Origin of the sequence: Thermosynechococcus sp. NK55a (genome assembly GCF_000505665.1) — a bacterium.
In the GTDB taxonomy this organism is placed as follows: domain Bacteria; phylum Cyanobacteriota; class Cyanobacteriia; order Thermosynechococcales; family Thermosynechococcaceae; genus Thermosynechococcus.
Genome location: NC_023033.1, coordinates 1,457,549 through 1,472,844 on the forward strand (window position 1 = coordinate 1,457,549; position 15,296 = coordinate 1,472,844).

The window sequence follows — 15,296 nt, forward strand, 5'->3', positions numbered from 1 at the left end:
AAAAGTTCCTTAGATTAAGGAGGGGTAAACTGTGGCAAAAGCTGAGTTATTGATGGCGATCGCTGGCCTGAATCGAGGTCTGCTAGCCACACCGCGCGATCGCAAACAGGTAGCTGCCCTTGTTGCTTCCCTGGAAGGCATGAATCCCACTTCGGATCCCCTCAATGCCCCTGAAAAATTAGCTGGGGATTGGCGATTGATCTACACCAGTAGTCAGGCCCTTCTCGCCTTAGATCGCTCTCCCCTCGTGAAGCTGGGGCAAATTTATCAGTGCATTCGTCCGCAGCAGCAGCGCATCTACAACATTGCTGAACTCTATGGATTGCCCTTCCTTGAGGGAATTATCAGCGTGTTGGCCCGATTTGAACCCTTGACCCAACAGCGGGTACAGGTGTACTTTGAACGTTCCATTGTTGGCCTGCGCCAGTGGTTGAATTACTACTCCCCCGCCCAATTCATTCCCCAACTCCACAGCCGTCAGCCGCTGATGGCCCTAGATGTGCCCCTCAACAGCAATGATCAACAGGGCTGGCTTGACATTACCTACCTCGATGAAGATTTGCGAATTAGCCGCGGCAATGAAGGCAGCCTCTTTGTCTTAACCCGGGTTTAGTCCCGATTCCCGATACCCTTAGACTAAGGAAGAGTGGCACCATTCTCACATCCCCTGCAATGGAAACACAGCCCCCCAAGCAACTTAGTTTTCCATGGAACCCAACTATCTCTGAGCCTCTGACGGAAAGCTCACTGGCAACTGGTGCAGAGGGCGAGAATAGCCAACGGCGCATCCAGCACTTAGAGCAAGCCATTGATCAGTGTCAACACTACATTGATGAATTAAAGCAACAACTGCGCAATCAGGCGTTTCTCGAGGATTTGCTGGCCCGTACTGAGGAAACAGCTCAGATTCAACAACAGGCGATCGTTGCCCTTCAAGAACAATTGCGCTCCCAAGCCACCTGTGCCCAGGAGCTGGCAGAAATGAGCCACCATCGCCAATCCTTGGAAACCATTCTTCAGCAATCGCAAATGGAAATTGAGCACCTACATCAGGAGGTGGAGCGGCTACTCAAGGCCCAAGATGCCCTTGAAGCTAAATTGGTGCATAGCCATCGTCTCCTGCGGCAACGGGAACAGGACTGCCAATTCCTGGAAGCGCAACTGCGCCAAGTCCAAGAGGAAAAAGCACTGCTACAAACTCGCCTTGAACAAGCCCGCTCAGAATTGAGCGATCGCCAAACCCAAATAGATGATCTCAATCGTCGCCTCACCCAAGCCAATCATTTAATTGAAACCCAGGGACGGATCATTAGTGCGCTGCAAGAGGCTCAAGGATCACAGACCAGCAAAAACAGGGTTATTCAGGGACTCAGTAAAACCCTACTAAAAACTCAAACCAAGCTACAGGAATTAGAACGGGACTATCAGCAGCAGCGCCTGCAATATATGACCACCCAACACTACAACCAAGAATTGGAAGCCCGCACTCGCCAACAACAGGAACGGCTACAACACCTAGAAGCCCAAATTGCGGAACTTCAAGAGCAAATTCTCCATCAAGCGCAGCAGGCACGGGAGCAGGAAACCGCTGTGCAACACTGGAAAGATCGCTACACCGAGGCGGAGCGATCGCTCGCACAGTTACAACGAGTCATTGCTCAAATGGCCACGGGTGGCTCCATTTCCCTCAGTGAAGTTCCCTCTTAGGGAGGATGTCTTCACAAATCTAAATTTCATATAATAAATCATAGTCATTACGAGTTTGTTTATGGTCAAATTCATTGGTTGGGCAGGGAGTCTGCGGGATAGCTCCTACTCCCAAAGGGCATTAGATGCTGCGATTGCCAAAGCAGCCACCCGAGGGGTTACCGTTGAACGTCTTGATCTACGGCAGATGAGGCTTCCCTTTTGCACAGGTGCTGAGAGCTACCCCGACTATCCCGATGTGGCCGCCTTTCAAGCTAAGGTCAAGGAAGCCGATGGCATTTTGCTAGTGACACCGGAGTACCATGGCAGTGTCAGCGGTGTGCTAAAAAACTCCCTCGATCTCCTGAGCTTTGAACATCTCAGCGGCAAAGTAGTCGCCATGATGAGTGTCCTCGGGGGCCAAACCAACAGCAATGCCCTCAACGATCTACGGGTGATTCTGCGCTGGGTGCATGCTTGGGTGATTCCAGAACAGGTGGCCATTGGTCAGGCTTGGCAAGCCTTCACACCCGAGGGGCAATTGAGCGATCCCAAGCTCGAGGAGCGAGTGGACAAACTGATTGCCAGTTGGATTCAAACCACCCGTCAACTCCGAGAAGCAAGGGCCTAGTTCAATCCCTCCTGCAGCCACTGCGCCACCTGCTTGGCATGGTAGGTGAGAATGACATCGGCACCTGCTCGCTTAAAGCCCAGTAGGGTTTCTAGGACCACTTTTTTCTCATCAATCCAGCCATTGCGGGCGGCAGCTTTCACCATTGCGTATTCGCCAGAAACATTGTAGGCAGCCACGGGAACATCGCTCACCTGCTTTAGCCGCGCAATGACATCCATGTAGGCAAGGGCAGGTTTCACCATGACAATATCTGCCCCTTCCTCAATGTCGAAGCTCACTTCCCGCACTGCCTCGCGGACATTGGCGGGATCCATTTGGTAGGTTTTTTTATCGCCAAACTTGGGAGCTGAGTCTAAAGCATCACGGAAAGGGCCATAGTAGGCGGAAGCGTATTTCGCAGAGTAAGCAAGAATTCCCACATGAGTATAGCCCGCGGCATCCAGACCCGCCCGAATGGCACCGACACGGCCATCCATCATATCCGAGGGGGCAACAAAATCGGCCCCCGCAGCCGCTTGACTCACTGCCTGTTTGACCAGCACCTCTACAGTTTCGTCATTGAGAATTTCGCCATCTTTGACAATGCCATCGTGGCCTTCGCTGCTGTAGGGATCAAGGGCTACATCCGTAAAGATGAGCAAATCAGGTAAGACTTCCTTAATCGCTCGTAGCGATCGCTGGACCAGGCCATCGGGATTGTAGCTTTCGGTGCCAGCATTATCCTTGAGATGCTCAGGGACCAAGGGAAATAGGGCGATCGCCCCAATTCCCAAGGCATAGACCTCCTTCAGCTCTAAAATTAGGCGATCCAGGCTATAGCGATAGCAGCCGGGCATCGAGGGGACTTCCTGCACCTGATCTTCCCCCTCCATGACAAAGACCGGATAGATCAAATCCGCCGTAGTTAGGGTATGCTCGCGCACCAGGCGACGAATTTGAGCCGTGCGGCGTAAACGGCGAGGCCGATGGGTTAGCTCCATAATTCAACAATCAAAAACTCACTCATGTCCCAGTTCAAACGGCTGTGGATCAGCACATAGAACCTTTGGATTATTTCCGCATTATCTCACCTTAAGGGATCAAGACTGTGGGGGGTTGAGGATGCTTACGAACGTTTACAAAAACCTCAGTGCTCAAGCGGGCTGAAGATAGGGCAAAGCCAGATAGAAACTAGTGACGGTCTTGGCATCTTTTACTTGACCACTATGAATGGCGGCTGCCAACTCAGATAGAGAAAACTCCACAATTTCAATGTGCTCATCGCTATCCTGAGGTGGGGGTACCTCTAGTTTCTCCAGTTGGGTAGCCAAATAGGCATAGATCACTTCATCGGAATAGCCGGGGGCAATGTAAAACTCCCCCAGTTTTTGCCAATGGTGGGCGCGGTAGCCGGTTTCCTCTTCAATTTCCCGCTCAATCGTGGTAAAAGGATTTTCATGATCCTCAACGGTGCCTGCTGGAAACTCCAGTAGATACTCCTCAGTAGCAAAGCGATATTGTTTGACAAGGATCAGGTTTCCCTCTGGGTTTACAGGGACAGCCAGTGCCCCCCCTGGGTGCCGCACAGTTCCCAAGATCGAGACAGATCCATGGGGCAGACGGTATTGATTGACTTCGAAGGTAAACTTGCGGCTGCGACAAAAGCAGTGGCGCTCGAGGACTTCGGGGGGGATTTTAGTCATAGGGGTTAGACGAGGGTACGATCGGTGAGGATTTCGTAGCCTGTTTTGGTGACCAAGACGGTGTGCTCAAATTGAGCAGAGAGAGAATTATCAACTGTAACCGCCGTCCAGCGATCGCGCAAAATACGCACCTGTTTTGACCCCGCATTCACAATGGGTTCAATAGCCAAGGTCATCCCCGCCCGTAGCCGCACATTCTTGAGTTCATGGGTGCGGAAGTTAAATACCGAAGGTTCTTCATGGAGATTGCGCCCTACGCCGTGGCCAGTAAAATCCTCAACGACAACGAAGCCATTGGCTTCCACATAATCTTGAATGGCACCCGCCAGATCCATGAGGTAGTTGCCTTCTTTGACTTGCTCAATGCCGCGGTAGAGGGCTTCTTCGGCCACTTTCACCAGCTTAGCGGCCTCTTCGGAAATTTCCCCCACCGGAATCGTAATGCAAGAATCGCCATGAAAGCCGTTGTAATAGGCACCGGTGTCAATTTTCACAATGTCGCCATTGCGAATCACTTTGCGGGGGCTAGGAATGCCATGAACCACTTCATTGTTGATGCAGGCGCAAATGGATGCGGGAAAGCCGTGATAGCCCTTGAAGCTAGGGGTTGCCCCCATTTCCCGAATACGTTTCTCGGCATAGGCATCGAGATCCGCCGTTGTCATCCCTGGCTCAATCATCTGGGAGATTTCCTTGAGCACCGTCGCCACAATGCGCGAAGCCTGCCGCATAATCTCAATTTCGCGCTTGGACTTAATTTCAATACCACGGCGGGGACGGGTTTGGACAGGGGTGGGGGAGGGAGTGAGCAGACTACCAAGAATATTCATGGGCGCGATGCTACCGCAAAAATCTTTCTTTTTCAGGATAACGCTGTTGCGCTGATCAGGGGAATGTAAATTTTATTTGTTTATTCTTGTTATTCTTGAGGGATTGGTGAACGAAAATGCTCTTGATAGAGCTGCTTAAATCGCCGCTGTTGCTGCCTGTGATCCACAATCGGCAAAGGATAACCACAGCGATGTCGCTCTAGGGGGGAAATATTGCCCGTCACTAAATCTGTAGTGTCCAGCGATCGCACTTCTGGAAGCCAACGCCGAATATATTCTGCTTCCGGGTCAAATTTTTGCGCCTGACTGGCGGGGTTAAAAATCCGCAGGGGTTTTGGGTCCATGCCACTGGAGGCACTCCACTGCCAACCGCCATTATTGGCTGCCAAGTCCCCATCAATGAGTTTCTGCATAAAGTAGCGCTCACCCCACTGGGGATTGATGATCAAATCCTTGGTGAGGAAACTGGCCACAATCATACGGCAGCGGTTGTGCATCCAGCCTGTTTCATTGAGTTGCCGCATGGCAGCATCCACGATTGGGTAACCCGTGGCACCTTCACACCAAGCCGCAAAGTGCGCTTCGTTATTCAGCCAAGGGAAGGTGGCAAATCCTTGGCGATGGGGACGCTCCGCCAAGTGGGGAAACCAGTAGAGGGCGTGCTGATAAAACTCCCGCCAAGCCAATTCCTGCTGCCAGGTGCGAATACTCCTTTGTCCCTCTTCACTGCGGGCTGCGGCCATAGCGGCCTGAGTGGCTGTCCAGACATGGCGAATCCCAATGACGCCGAACTTGAGGGCAGGGCTTAAGAGGGAGGTTCCGGGCTGCGCCGGATAGTTGCGCTGCTCCCCATAGTCTTGAATGTGCTGGTCAATAAATGTCTCCAGTTGTGCTTGGGCAGCGGCTTCACCGGGAGCAAGGATCAGTTCCCCCGACCAATGAAATCCCAGGTCCTTAGCGGTGGGGAGACAAATCGCCCCCAAGGTGCGCGCCGTTGCCTGTTCTATTTCGGTGAGGGGTTCGAGGTAGCTGGGGGTAGGGACAGGCTCTGGTTTCGCTAGGCTTGACCAGTTGCGCCAAAAGGGGGAATAGACGGTGTAGGGCTGTCCTTGTTGAGTTTGTATAGCCTCTGGGGGATGCAGGAGTTGATCCCAAGCGGTTTCCACAGCAATACCTTTTTCTTTGAGGGCAGCAGCCACTGCGCGATCGCGCCCCCGTCCATAGGGTTCCACATCCTCATGCCAGTGCACCGCCACTGCCCCTAAACCACTGGCCACTTGGGGCAGAATCTGACGCGGGTCACCACGAAAAATTAAAAAGCTCCCCCCAAGTCGCTGATAGGCCTCCTGCAGAGCCTGTAGGCAACCAACAAGGTAGGCTACCCGCACTGCGGCAATGTCTGAGGCGCTGAGAATCGCGGGGTCAAAACAGAAAAGACCAACCACTTTGGGGGTACGGGTGTGGGCAGCAGCCAAGCCCAGGTTGTCATTGAGGCGCAGATCGCGACGATGCCAAAACAGGCGTAGGCTCATGGTCAGTCAATCCTAAAAACAGGATTAAGGATCCTAGATAACCTAGACAATCTAGAAAATAGCGCCGATGCAGGCGTTGGTTGCGGCCTTCAGTTCTGGAGGTGCATTATCGGGGGTCATTTGCTGAAATTGCCCATAGGTCATTTTTTCTTGGAGGTGGTTAATGAGGCAAGTGCAGTAGCGATCGCCGCGATCGCGAAAACCGGGAGGGGCTTGCGCCGCAAATTTGGCTTGACACTCCTGCATAAAGACTGCGATCGCCTCTGGGGGATAAGTCGCCGCTGGCGTTTGTTGGGCAAGGAGCGGCAAACTCAGCGCGCTAAGCGCGTTAATGCTCACAAAAGCAATTAATAGTTTGGAAAGGGCCATGGCGGCAACCCCTGCAAGTAATCACTAAGCCAATTCTGGCAAACCGCTTCCTGTTGTCGCTGCTCCTTCAAAGTTTTGTTGAGTTGCGGATGAAGCCATAGACAAGAATGCTACCTTTTCCTATACTTGTGTTCTATCGTTTTGCGTGCCCAGTCATCGGCAAAGGAGGCTCTCATTTCTGAACCACTTGCCCTCACCCAAAGTCTAAGGGGAACCCGTGAGATTCGCGATAACTATCAGGTTTTTCGCCTGACGGGTCTCATTGATGCATTTTCAGAGTCAGCCTTTCGCAAGGTGATTAGTAAGTGTTTTGACGATGGGCCTGCCAACGTCATCCTCGATCTTTCAAAAATTGAATTTATTGACAGCTCTGGCCTTGGCATCCTAGTCCAACTGGCCAAAAAAGCCCAGGAACGCCAGGGGCAACTACAAATTGTCACCAATCCCCGTGTCACCCAAACCGTTAAACTGGTTCGCCTAGAAAATTTCTTGTCTCTTCAGCCAGATCTGGCGACAGCGATCGCCAAAATCAGTGGCGAATCCCCCTCGCAATAAAGCTGTGCTGGGCGTGGTAAAACCAAGGGGGGTGCCCGTATTGAACAATCATGCTTGACTTTGGTGAACTGTTACCCCTGCAACCCCCCAAGATTCCCGCCCACCAGCTCCCCCCAGCAGCTTTAGCCTACTTTGGCGATGCAGTTTATGAACTCTTTATTCGGCTACTTTTTTTGACCCCCCCCAACGCATTAACGCCTACCACCGCCAAGTGGTGGATCACGTGCGTGCCGAAAGCCAAGCCCGTTACATGGACTTTCTTTGGGAATATTGCACAGAAACTGAACGTGCCATTTTCCGCCAAGGTCGCAATGCTGCTGCCGATGGCCCCAAGCGAGTCACTGCAAAAATTTACCGCCAAGCCACTGGCTTTGAAGCCCTACTTGGGTACCTTTACCTCACCAATCCGCAACGCCTACAGGAAATTTTTCAACTCCTTGCAGGTCACATCCGCAGTGAAGTTGAAAACAAGAGACCCGCAACAGAATCCCCCAGTGAAATGTAACCACTGCGTGATAGGATGCTTAGTGGCCAGTTTAAGGCATCCTCGGATGCTCCATATTCTGCTGTGACCTTCCTGACCCTGTAGCTCCAACCGTTTCCCATTCCTCAAAAAAGGAGGGGTCAATGGTGGAGTTTTACCAACTCTGTCGTGAATTATTTACGACAACCCTCGTCCTTATGGCGATCGCCTTTGGAGCGGTTTGGCTGATTTATGGCCTTAACACAGCGTTGAATTACCTTTTGGGGGCAAGTGCCAGCCTAATCTACTTGCGGCTCTTAGCCCGTAGTGTGGAGCGCCTAGGCAACGACCAGAAAAAGCTGGGAAAAGCGCAGCTTCTTGTCGTCGTGGTTGTGATGATTGTGGCAGCCCGTTGGCAAGCGCTACAGATTATTCCAGTCTTCTTGGGGTTCTTAACCTACAAAGCTGCCCTTCTGGTTCATTTGTTGCGTGGGATTTTGCCCTCTCCTTAACACTGGCCCACTGTAATGCTTAAACAAGCGAGCGCGGAGGCATGATGCCTTTGATAGACCTTTGGACAGCTCTTCCCCTTGCCAAGCTGGAGGTGGGACATCACTTCTACTGGTACATTGGCAATCTGAGAGTTCACGGCCAAGTCTTCATTACCACTTGGTTTGTGATGGCCGTTCTCATCGCGGTGGCCTTTGCGGCCTCGCGGAATATTCAGCGGGTACCCAGTGGTATCCAAAACCTGATGGAATACGCACTGGAATTTATCCGTGACTTGACCAAAAGTCAAATGGGTGAGCACGAGTACCGAGCTTGGGTTCCCTTCGTAGGGACACTGTTCCTGTTCATTTTTGTTTGTAACTGGTCAGGGGCACTGGTACCGTGGAAACTCATTGAACTGCCAGAAGGGGAGCTAGCAGCACCCACCAATGACATCAATACCACCGTGGCCTTGGCGTTGCTGGTCTCCTTGGCCTATTTCTATGCCGGGCTCCGCAAGCGGGGGCTGAAGTATTTCACCAAGTACATTGAGCCAACGCCCGTCCTACTTCCCATCGCCATCTTGGAAGACTTCACAAAACCTCTTTCCCTGAGCTTCCGTCTTTTTGGCAACATCTTAGCGGACGAACTGGTGGTGAGTGTCTTGGTGTTGCTGGTACCGTTGTTTGTACCCTTGCCTGTGATGGTTTTGGGCCTGTTTACCAGTGCCATTCAGGCTCTTGTGTTTTCGACCCTCGCAGCCACCTACATCGGGGAGGCGATGGAGGGTCATGGGGGTGATCACGAAGCGGCCCACTCCTAAAAACTCCTAAAAGGGGTACATCCCCTGCTATTGTGATCTCTGGAAATTTTGTTTTGTCCTACTACGTCTCGAGGAAATCAACTATGAATCCCTTAATTGCTTCTGCTTCCGTTTTGGCTGCTGCTTTGGCAATTGGTTTGGCATCACTGGGTCCTGGGCTTGCCCAAGGGAATGCCTCTGGTCAGGCTCTAGAAGGCATTGCACGCCAACCCGAAGCAGAAGGTAAAATTCGCGGTACCTTGCTGCTGAGTTTAGCCTTCATGGAGTCCCTGACCATCTACGGTCTGGTGATTGCGCTGGTGCTCCTGTTTGCCAACCCCTTTGCATCCTAATTCACCCCAGTGGGGGAGGCTTGGCTGAGCTTTCCCCCAATCCCCCATTCTGGAGAGGCTGATGTTTGATTTTGATGCCACCCTACCCCTGATGGCTCTGCAATTCTTAATCTTGACCGTTATTTTGAATGCACTGCTGTACAAGCCTTTGGGTCAGGCGCTGGACAATCGGGATGAGTATATCCGAACCAACTTGCAGCAGGCTAAGGAGCGGTTGCAACAGGCCACTGAGCTGGCTCAACAATATGAGCAGGAATTGGCCAGTACCCGTCGCCAAGCCCAAGCCTTGATTGAAGAGGCCAAAGCTGAGGCACAGAAAATTGCCACCGCCGAAATTGCCGAAGCACAGCAGGCTGTGCAAGCAGAGTTACTCAAGCTTCAAGCAGAGATTGATGAGCAAAAGCAGGTGACACTGCAGGCACTGGAGGGCCAAGTTGCCAGCTTGAGTGAGCAGTTATTAGCGAAGTTACTGGCCTAGGAGTGTGGGTCATGGACGCAGTATTTTTATTGGCAACGGAAGAGGTGGGGCATTTTGGCATTAACACCAATTTGCTCGAAACTAATGTGATCAACCTTGCCATCCTTATTGGGGTGTTGGTGTATTTTGGCCGCGGTGTACTTGGCAAAACCTTGGGCGATCGCCAGAAACAAATTGCCACAGCCATTGCCGAGGCAGAAGAACGCCAGAAAGTGGCGGCAGCCCGCCTCGCCGAAGCGCAGCAAAAGCTGACTCAGGCTAAACAGGAGGCACAACGCATTCGCGAGGAGGCTCTTGCCCGTGCAAAGGCTGCCAAGGAAGAAATCATTGCCCAAGCCAAGCGGGAAATTGAGCGCTTGAAGGAAACTGCTTCCCAAGATACCAGTGCTGCCACTGAGCGGGCGATCGCTGAAATTCGTGAGCGGATTGCCGCTATGGCACTGGCAGAGGCAGAAAACCAACTGAAAGCACGGTTGAGCCAAAATCCAGACCTTCAGCGCACCCTTGTTGATCGCAGTATTGCCCTACTAGGAGGCAAATGATGCAGACCACCGTCCGTGGTGAAGTTGTTGAACCCTATGCCGAGGCGCTGCTGTCGTTGGCGCAAGCCCACAACCTCATTGATCAGTTTCAGCAGGACACGCAATTGATTTTGGAACTGCTTGCCAGTTCCAGTGAACTGCAACAGTTTCTCGCGAATCCCCTGATTAAGCCTGAGGCCAAAAAGAATGTGCTGCGGCAGTTGACAGTGGATAAGGTGCACGGCTATTTCCTCAACTTCCTAATGTTGCTCGTGGATCGGCGGCGAATTAACTTTCTCGGTTCCATTTGTGAGCAGTACCGTGCCCTGGTGCGCAAACTCCGCAATGTGGCCTTGGCGGAAGTGACCAGTGTCGTCGAACTCAATGACGATCAACGCCGTGCAGTGGTCGAGAAGGTCAAAACCATAACCGGTGCTGCCGATGTAGAGCTTGTCACTGCCTGTGATCCTGAACTGATTGGTGGCGTGGTCATTAAAGTTGGCTCCCAAATCTTTGATGCCAGCCTGCGGGGTCAACTCCGCCGCCTCAGTGTCACCTTGGCGCAAGCCGCCTAATATCCTCTTTGTAAACTGTTCAACCCTTGAGAGCGACTTCTATGGTAAGTATCCGACCCGACGAAATCAGTAGCATTATTCGCCAGCAAATCGAGCAGTACGAACAGTCGATCAAAGTCGATAATGTCGGTACTGTCTTGCAGGTGGGCGATGGGATTGCCCGTGTCTATGGCCTCGACAAGGTGATGGCCTCCGAATTGGTGGAATTTGAAGATGGCACCGTGGGGATTGCCCTCAACCTCGAAGAGGATAATGTGGGGGTGGTGCTGATGGGCGATGGCCTCGGCATCGAAGAAGGCAGTACTGTGCGTGCTACTGGGAAAATTGCCTCGATTCCCGTGGGTGAAGCGGCCATTGGTCGGGTTGTGGATGCGCTGATGCGCCCCATTGATGGCAAAGGGGAGATCCACACAACGCAAACTCGCCTGATTGAATCTCCCGCACCCGGTATTGTCCAGCGCAAATCTGTGTGTGAGCCGTTGCAAACGGGGATTACCGCCATTGACGCTATGATTCCCATTGGTCGCGGTCAGCGGGAACTGATCATTGGCGATCGCCAGACAGGGAAAACGGCTGTTGCCATTGACACGATCTTGAACCAAAAGGGCCAAGACGTGATTTGCGTCTATGTAGCCATTGGTCAAAAAGCCTCCAGCGTTGCCCAAGTGGTGAACGTGCTGCGGGAGCGGGGGGCGCTGGACTACACGATTGTAATTGCCGCCAACGCCAGTGATCCAGCGGCTTTGCAGTATCTTGCCCCCTACACCGGGGCCACGATTGCTGAGTACTTCATGTACCAAGGTAAGCACACCCTCGTTGTCTATGACGACCTCTCCAAACAGGCTCAAGCCTATCGGCAAATGTCGCTACTCCTGCGTCGTCCCCCCGGTCGCGAAGCCTATCCTGGGGATGTGTTCTACTTGCACTCCCGCTTGCTAGAGCGGGCGGCCAAGCTCAACGATGCCCTTGGTGGTGGCAGCATGACAGCACTGCCGGTGGTTGAAACCCAAGCCGGTGACGTGTCTGCCTACATTCCCACCAACGTCATTTCCATTACCGACGGTCAAATCTTCCTCTCCTCTGACCTCTTCAACGCTGGCTTGCGTCCTGCCATCAACGCGGGGATTTCCGTGTCGCGGGTGGGTTCCGCTGCTCAAATCAAAGCCATGAAACAGGTGGCCGGGAAACTGAAGCTGGAGTTGGCGCAGTTTGATGAACTGCAGGCCTTTGCCCAATTTGCCTCCGACTTGGATAAAGCCACCCAAAACCAACTGGCCCGGGGTCAGCGCCTGCGGGAAATCCTCAAGCAGCCTCAATATTCGCCCATTCCTGTGGAGTACCAAGTGGCAACCATCTATGCAGGTACCAATGGCTACCTTGACGATATCCCCGTTGAGGCAGTGGCCAAGTTTGTTGCCGGTCTGCGCGATTACCTGCACACCAATAAGCCAGAATACGGTGAGATTATCCGCACCACCCAAAAACTGGATGAAAAGGCTGAAGCCCTGCTGAAGGCGGCGATCGCTGAGTACAAAGCTGCCTTTAGTGCCTAAGCATCACCTTACTTAGATCACGATCAACAGATCAAGATCAACAAATCAACAATGACTTGAACCTGCCCTCCACCAAGGGTAGGTTTTTTTGTCAATAGCCAATGTGGCGCTAGCTGGTAGCGGGTTAGAGAAAAAGGAGTATCAAAAATCATTGCAGTTTCGTTAATGAGGACCCCTTAGCTTTGTATTCTCTCTTACACTGAGGATCCGCGGACAAACCTTTATCAAGGAGTTCTGTAGTGCGTGTCGTTGTCATGGCCGGTGGGAGTGGCACTCGCTTACGCCCCCTCACCTGCGATCTACCCAAACCCATGGTACCGGTGGTCAATCGTCCCATTGCCGAGCATATTCTCAATCTCCTGCGCCGCCATAGCCTTGATGATGTGGTCATGACATTGCACTATCTCCCCGATATCGTGCGGGACTATTTTGGCGATGGGAATGAGTTTGGGGTGCACCTGAGCTATGTCGTTGAAGAAGAGCAGCCCCTTGGCACGGCCGGTTCGGTGAAAAACATTGCCAATTTGTTAACGGATCCGTTTTTAGTAGTCAGTGGCGATAGCATTACCGATGTCGATTTAACCGATGCCCTGCGTTTTCACCAGCAGCACGGTGCTCCCGTAACCCTGATCCTTGCCCGCGTGCCTCAGCCAAAGGAGTTTGGCATTGTCTTTACTGATAGCGATGGCCGCGTGCGGCGGTTTCTCGAGAAGCCCTCAGCAGCGGAAGTCTTTACAGATACAGTCAATACGGGTATCTACATCCTCAGCCCCACAGTTATGGATTACCTTAGTAGCGGCATCGAGCGGGATTTTTCGCGGGATTTGTTCCCATTGCTGTTGCAGGCGGATGTGCCGATGTATGGCTATATCACTGATGCCTACTGGTGCGATGTCGGCAGTCTCCAAACCTACCAACAGGTGCAACAGGATGCCCTCTATGGCCGAGTGCACTTGGAAATTCAGGGGCACGAAGTTCAGCCGCAAATTTGGGTAGGCCACAACACCCCATTGCCGCAAACGGTTCAGCTACAGGCGCCACTCGTCTTGGGCAATAACTGCCGCTTTGGTGCGGGGGTCACCCTTGGGGCGGGAACGGTCTTGGGGGATAACGTGATTATTGGCAATGGCAGTCGGTTGCGTTCAGTGGTGGCTTGGCATGGCTGCTTTATTGGGGATGACAGTGAACTGGAGCATTGCATCTTAGCTCGCTATGTCCATGTTGATCGCCATGTAACACTACAGGAAGGAGTGATTATTGGCAGTCGCTGTGTGGTGGGGGAGGAAGCCAGCCTGAGTCAGGGAGTGCGGATCTGGCCAGGAAAACGTATTGAAGCGGGTGCAATTGTCAATGAAAGCCTGATCTGGGGCACAACAGGGCAGCGCTATCTCTTTGGGCAGCGGGGAGTGGCCGGCGTGGCCAATGTAGACATTACACCGGAGTTTGCCGTGCGGCTGGCGGCAGCCTATGCCTCCATTCTTGAGCCCGGAACCAGTGTGCTCGTGTCGCGAGATCAGCGAAATGTATCGCGGATGGTGTCCCATGCCCTAATGTCGGGTTTGATGTCGGTGGGGATTCATGTCCTCAATTTGGAGGCGATCGCCCTGCCGATTGCCCGGTTTGCCGCCCAAACCCTTTCAGTTAGTGGGGGAATTCATGTGCGCGCCCATCCCGATCGCGCCGATCAGCTTTTGATTGAGTTTTTTGATCACAAAGGCATCAACCTCAGTAAAGCCAAAGAGCGGCAAATCGAAACCGCCTACTTCCGCGAAGAGATTCGCCGTGCCCTACTGATGGATGTCGGTGTCATGACCCATCCCAACAACTGCGTGGCCGCCTATGCCCAAGGCTTTGAAAAGTGGCTGAATACGAAACTGTTTTATGGCAACCCCGCCAAAATTGTTATTGACTATGCCTATGCCGTTTCTGGGGTCGTCTTGCCCCAGATCCTCAGTAAGTTTGGCTGCGATGCCGTTGTTCTCAATGCCACCCTCCACCCCACTCCCCTAAATATTCTCGAGCGACAGCGCCTCCTGCGGGAACTAGGACAGGTGGTGACAGCACTTTCTGCAAGTTTAGGGGTGCAAGTCTCCGCCAATGGCGAACGGTTGACCTTGGTGGACAATGCCGGTCAGGTTTTCAGTGATCAAGAACTCACGGCCTTGATGACCTACTTGACCCTCTTGACCCATCCGGGGGGCACCATCGTGGTGCCGGTCACAACCTCTAGTGCCGTGGAGGCGATCGCCCGCCAGCAGGGAGGGCACATTATCCGCAGTCGTACCAACCCGACTGATCTCATGGAAGCCTGCCAACACCACAGCAGCGTTGTCCTAGGGGGGTCCGCAGAAACCGGTTTCATCTTCCCGCAACTGCATCCGGGATTTGATGCCATGTTTACAATCGCCACCCTGCTCGAACTGCTGGCACTGATTGGTAAGCCCCTCACAGTCATACGCCAAGAACTGCCCCGCGTCCACTACTATCACCGCCCAATTCGCTGTCCTTGGCTTGCCAAGGGGTCATTGATGCGCCACTTAGTGGAAACCCATCCCCGCAACCATTTAAGTCTCATTGATGGCGTCAAAATTGGTGAACCCAATACTGACCATTGGGTACTGATTCTGCCCGATGCCAGTGAGCCACTGGTACACCTCTACGTGAATAGTCCTGATGCCCCTTGGAGTGAGCAGATGCTGCAACGCTATAGCCGCCGCATTGAAGAGTTTGCCCGCTTGGAACCTCTCTCAGATGCCACAATAAAGATGTAACCC

The 15,296-nt window shown here is 52.8% G+C and carries 18 protein-coding genes; 13 read left to right on the top strand and 5 right to left on the bottom strand.

Features of this window, described 5'->3' with window-relative positions; genetic code table 11:
• Positions 1 to 31: 31 nt before the first annotated feature.
• The 3 genes from NK55_RS07040 to NK55_RS07050 all read left to right on the top strand — a co-directional run bounded on the left by NK55_RS07040 (position 32) and on the right by NK55_RS07050 (position 2,317).
• Entirely contained in the window at positions 32 to 613 is a 582-nt protein-coding gene (locus tag NK55_RS07040; RefSeq protein WP_024125071.1) for a PAP/fibrillin family protein, read from the top strand.
• Positions 614 to 672: 59 nt separating this feature from the next.
• A complete protein-coding gene (locus NK55_RS07045) occupies positions 673 to 1,707 on the top strand; it encodes a hypothetical protein (protein WP_024125072.1) in 1,035 nt (344 codons plus the stop codon).
• 61 nt (positions 1,708 to 1,768) lie between these two features.
• Complete coding sequence (locus NK55_RS07050) at positions 1,769 to 2,317, top strand: NADPH-dependent FMN reductase (protein WP_024125073.1); 549 nt, start codon at positions 1,769 to 1,771, stop codon at positions 2,315 to 2,317.
• Here NK55_RS07050 and hemB read toward each other — a convergent pair.
• The 5 genes from hemB to NK55_RS07075 form a co-directional block, all read right to left on the bottom strand.
• Entirely contained in the window at positions 2,314 to 3,300 is a 987-nt protein-coding gene (gene hemB, locus NK55_RS07055; RefSeq protein ID WP_024125074.1) for a porphobilinogen synthase, read from the bottom strand. The two genes, NK55_RS07050 and hemB, sit on opposite strands and share 4 nt — an antisense overlap.
• A 153-nt stretch (positions 3,301 to 3,453) precedes the next feature.
• Positions 3,454 to 4,002: an NUDIX hydrolase gene (locus tag NK55_RS07060; protein WP_024125075.1), complete on the bottom strand. Its 549-nt coding sequence runs from the start codon at positions 4,000 to 4,002 to the stop codon at positions 3,454 to 3,456.
• A gap of 5 nt (positions 4,003 to 4,007) precedes the next feature.
• Complete coding sequence (map, locus tag NK55_RS07065; RefSeq protein WP_024125076.1) at positions 4,008 to 4,832, bottom strand: type I methionyl aminopeptidase; 825 nt, start codon at positions 4,830 to 4,832, stop codon at positions 4,008 to 4,010.
• An 89-nt stretch (positions 4,833 to 4,921) separates the two neighbouring features.
• Complete coding sequence (locus NK55_RS07070) at positions 4,922 to 6,364, bottom strand: deoxyribodipyrimidine photo-lyase, 8-HDF type (RefSeq protein WP_024125077.1); 1,443 nt, start codon at positions 6,362 to 6,364, stop codon at positions 4,922 to 4,924.
• A 51-nt stretch (positions 6,365 to 6,415) separates the two neighbouring features.
• On the bottom strand, positions 6,416 to 6,733 hold the full coding sequence (locus tag NK55_RS07075; protein WP_024125078.1) for a hypothetical protein: 318 nt from the start codon (positions 6,731 to 6,733) through the stop codon (positions 6,416 to 6,418).
• Between the two features lie 141 nt (positions 6,734 to 6,874).
• Between NK55_RS07075 and NK55_RS07080 the strand changes: the two genes are divergently transcribed.
• The 10 genes from NK55_RS07080 to NK55_RS07125 all read left to right on the top strand — a co-directional run bounded on the left by NK55_RS07080 (position 6,875) and on the right by NK55_RS07125 (position 15,293).
• A complete protein-coding gene (locus NK55_RS07080) occupies positions 6,875 to 7,288 on the top strand; it encodes an STAS domain-containing protein (RefSeq protein WP_024125079.1) in 414 nt (137 codons plus the stop codon).
• A gap of 211 nt (positions 7,289 to 7,499) precedes the next feature.
• Complete coding sequence (locus tag NK55_RS14035; RefSeq protein WP_255325227.1) at positions 7,500 to 7,793, top strand: ribonuclease III domain-containing protein; 294 nt, start codon at positions 7,500 to 7,502, stop codon at positions 7,791 to 7,793.
• A 122-nt stretch (positions 7,794 to 7,915) separates the two neighbouring features.
• Entirely contained in the window at positions 7,916 to 8,263 is a 348-nt protein-coding gene (locus NK55_RS07090; protein ID WP_024125081.1) for an ATP synthase subunit I, read from the top strand.
• A 41-nt stretch (positions 8,264 to 8,304) separates the two neighbouring features.
• Positions 8,305 to 9,063: a F0F1 ATP synthase subunit A gene (gene atpB, locus NK55_RS07095; protein WP_024125082.1), complete on the top strand. Its 759-nt coding sequence runs from the start codon at positions 8,305 to 8,307 to the stop codon at positions 9,061 to 9,063.
• An 83-nt stretch (positions 9,064 to 9,146) separates the two neighbouring features.
• Positions 9,147 to 9,395: an ATP synthase F0 subunit C gene (gene atpE, locus NK55_RS07100; protein ID WP_024125083.1), complete on the top strand. Its 249-nt coding sequence runs from the start codon at positions 9,147 to 9,149 to the stop codon at positions 9,393 to 9,395.
• A gap of 61 nt (positions 9,396 to 9,456) precedes the next feature.
• A complete protein-coding gene (locus NK55_RS07105) occupies positions 9,457 to 9,873 on the top strand; it encodes a F0F1 ATP synthase subunit B' (RefSeq protein ID WP_024125084.1) in 417 nt (138 codons plus the stop codon).
• Positions 9,874 to 9,875: 2 nt separating this feature from the next.
• Entirely contained in the window at positions 9,876 to 10,415 is a 540-nt protein-coding gene (locus NK55_RS07110; protein ID WP_041429126.1) for a F0F1 ATP synthase subunit B, read from the top strand.
• Positions 10,412 to 10,969 (top strand): ATP synthase F1 subunit delta, encoded by a 558-nt coding sequence (gene atpH / locus NK55_RS07115; protein ID WP_024125086.1) that lies wholly within the window; start codon positions 10,412 to 10,414, stop codon positions 10,967 to 10,969. Before NK55_RS07110 ends, atpH begins: the two co-directional genes overlap by 4 nt.
• A 41-nt stretch (positions 10,970 to 11,010) precedes the next feature.
• Positions 11,011 to 12,522, top strand: coding sequence for a F0F1 ATP synthase subunit alpha (gene atpA / locus NK55_RS07120; RefSeq protein ID WP_024125087.1), 1,512 nt, complete (start codon positions 11,011 to 11,013; stop codon positions 12,520 to 12,522).
• A gap of 239 nt (positions 12,523 to 12,761) precedes the next feature.
• The gene (locus NK55_RS07125; protein ID WP_024125088.1) at positions 12,762 to 15,293 is read left to right on the top strand and encodes a mannose-1-phosphate guanyltransferase; all 2,532 of its coding nucleotides are present in this window, start codon (positions 12,762 to 12,764) and stop codon (positions 15,291 to 15,293) included.
• The last annotated feature ends 3 nt before the right edge of the window (positions 15,294 to 15,296 follow it).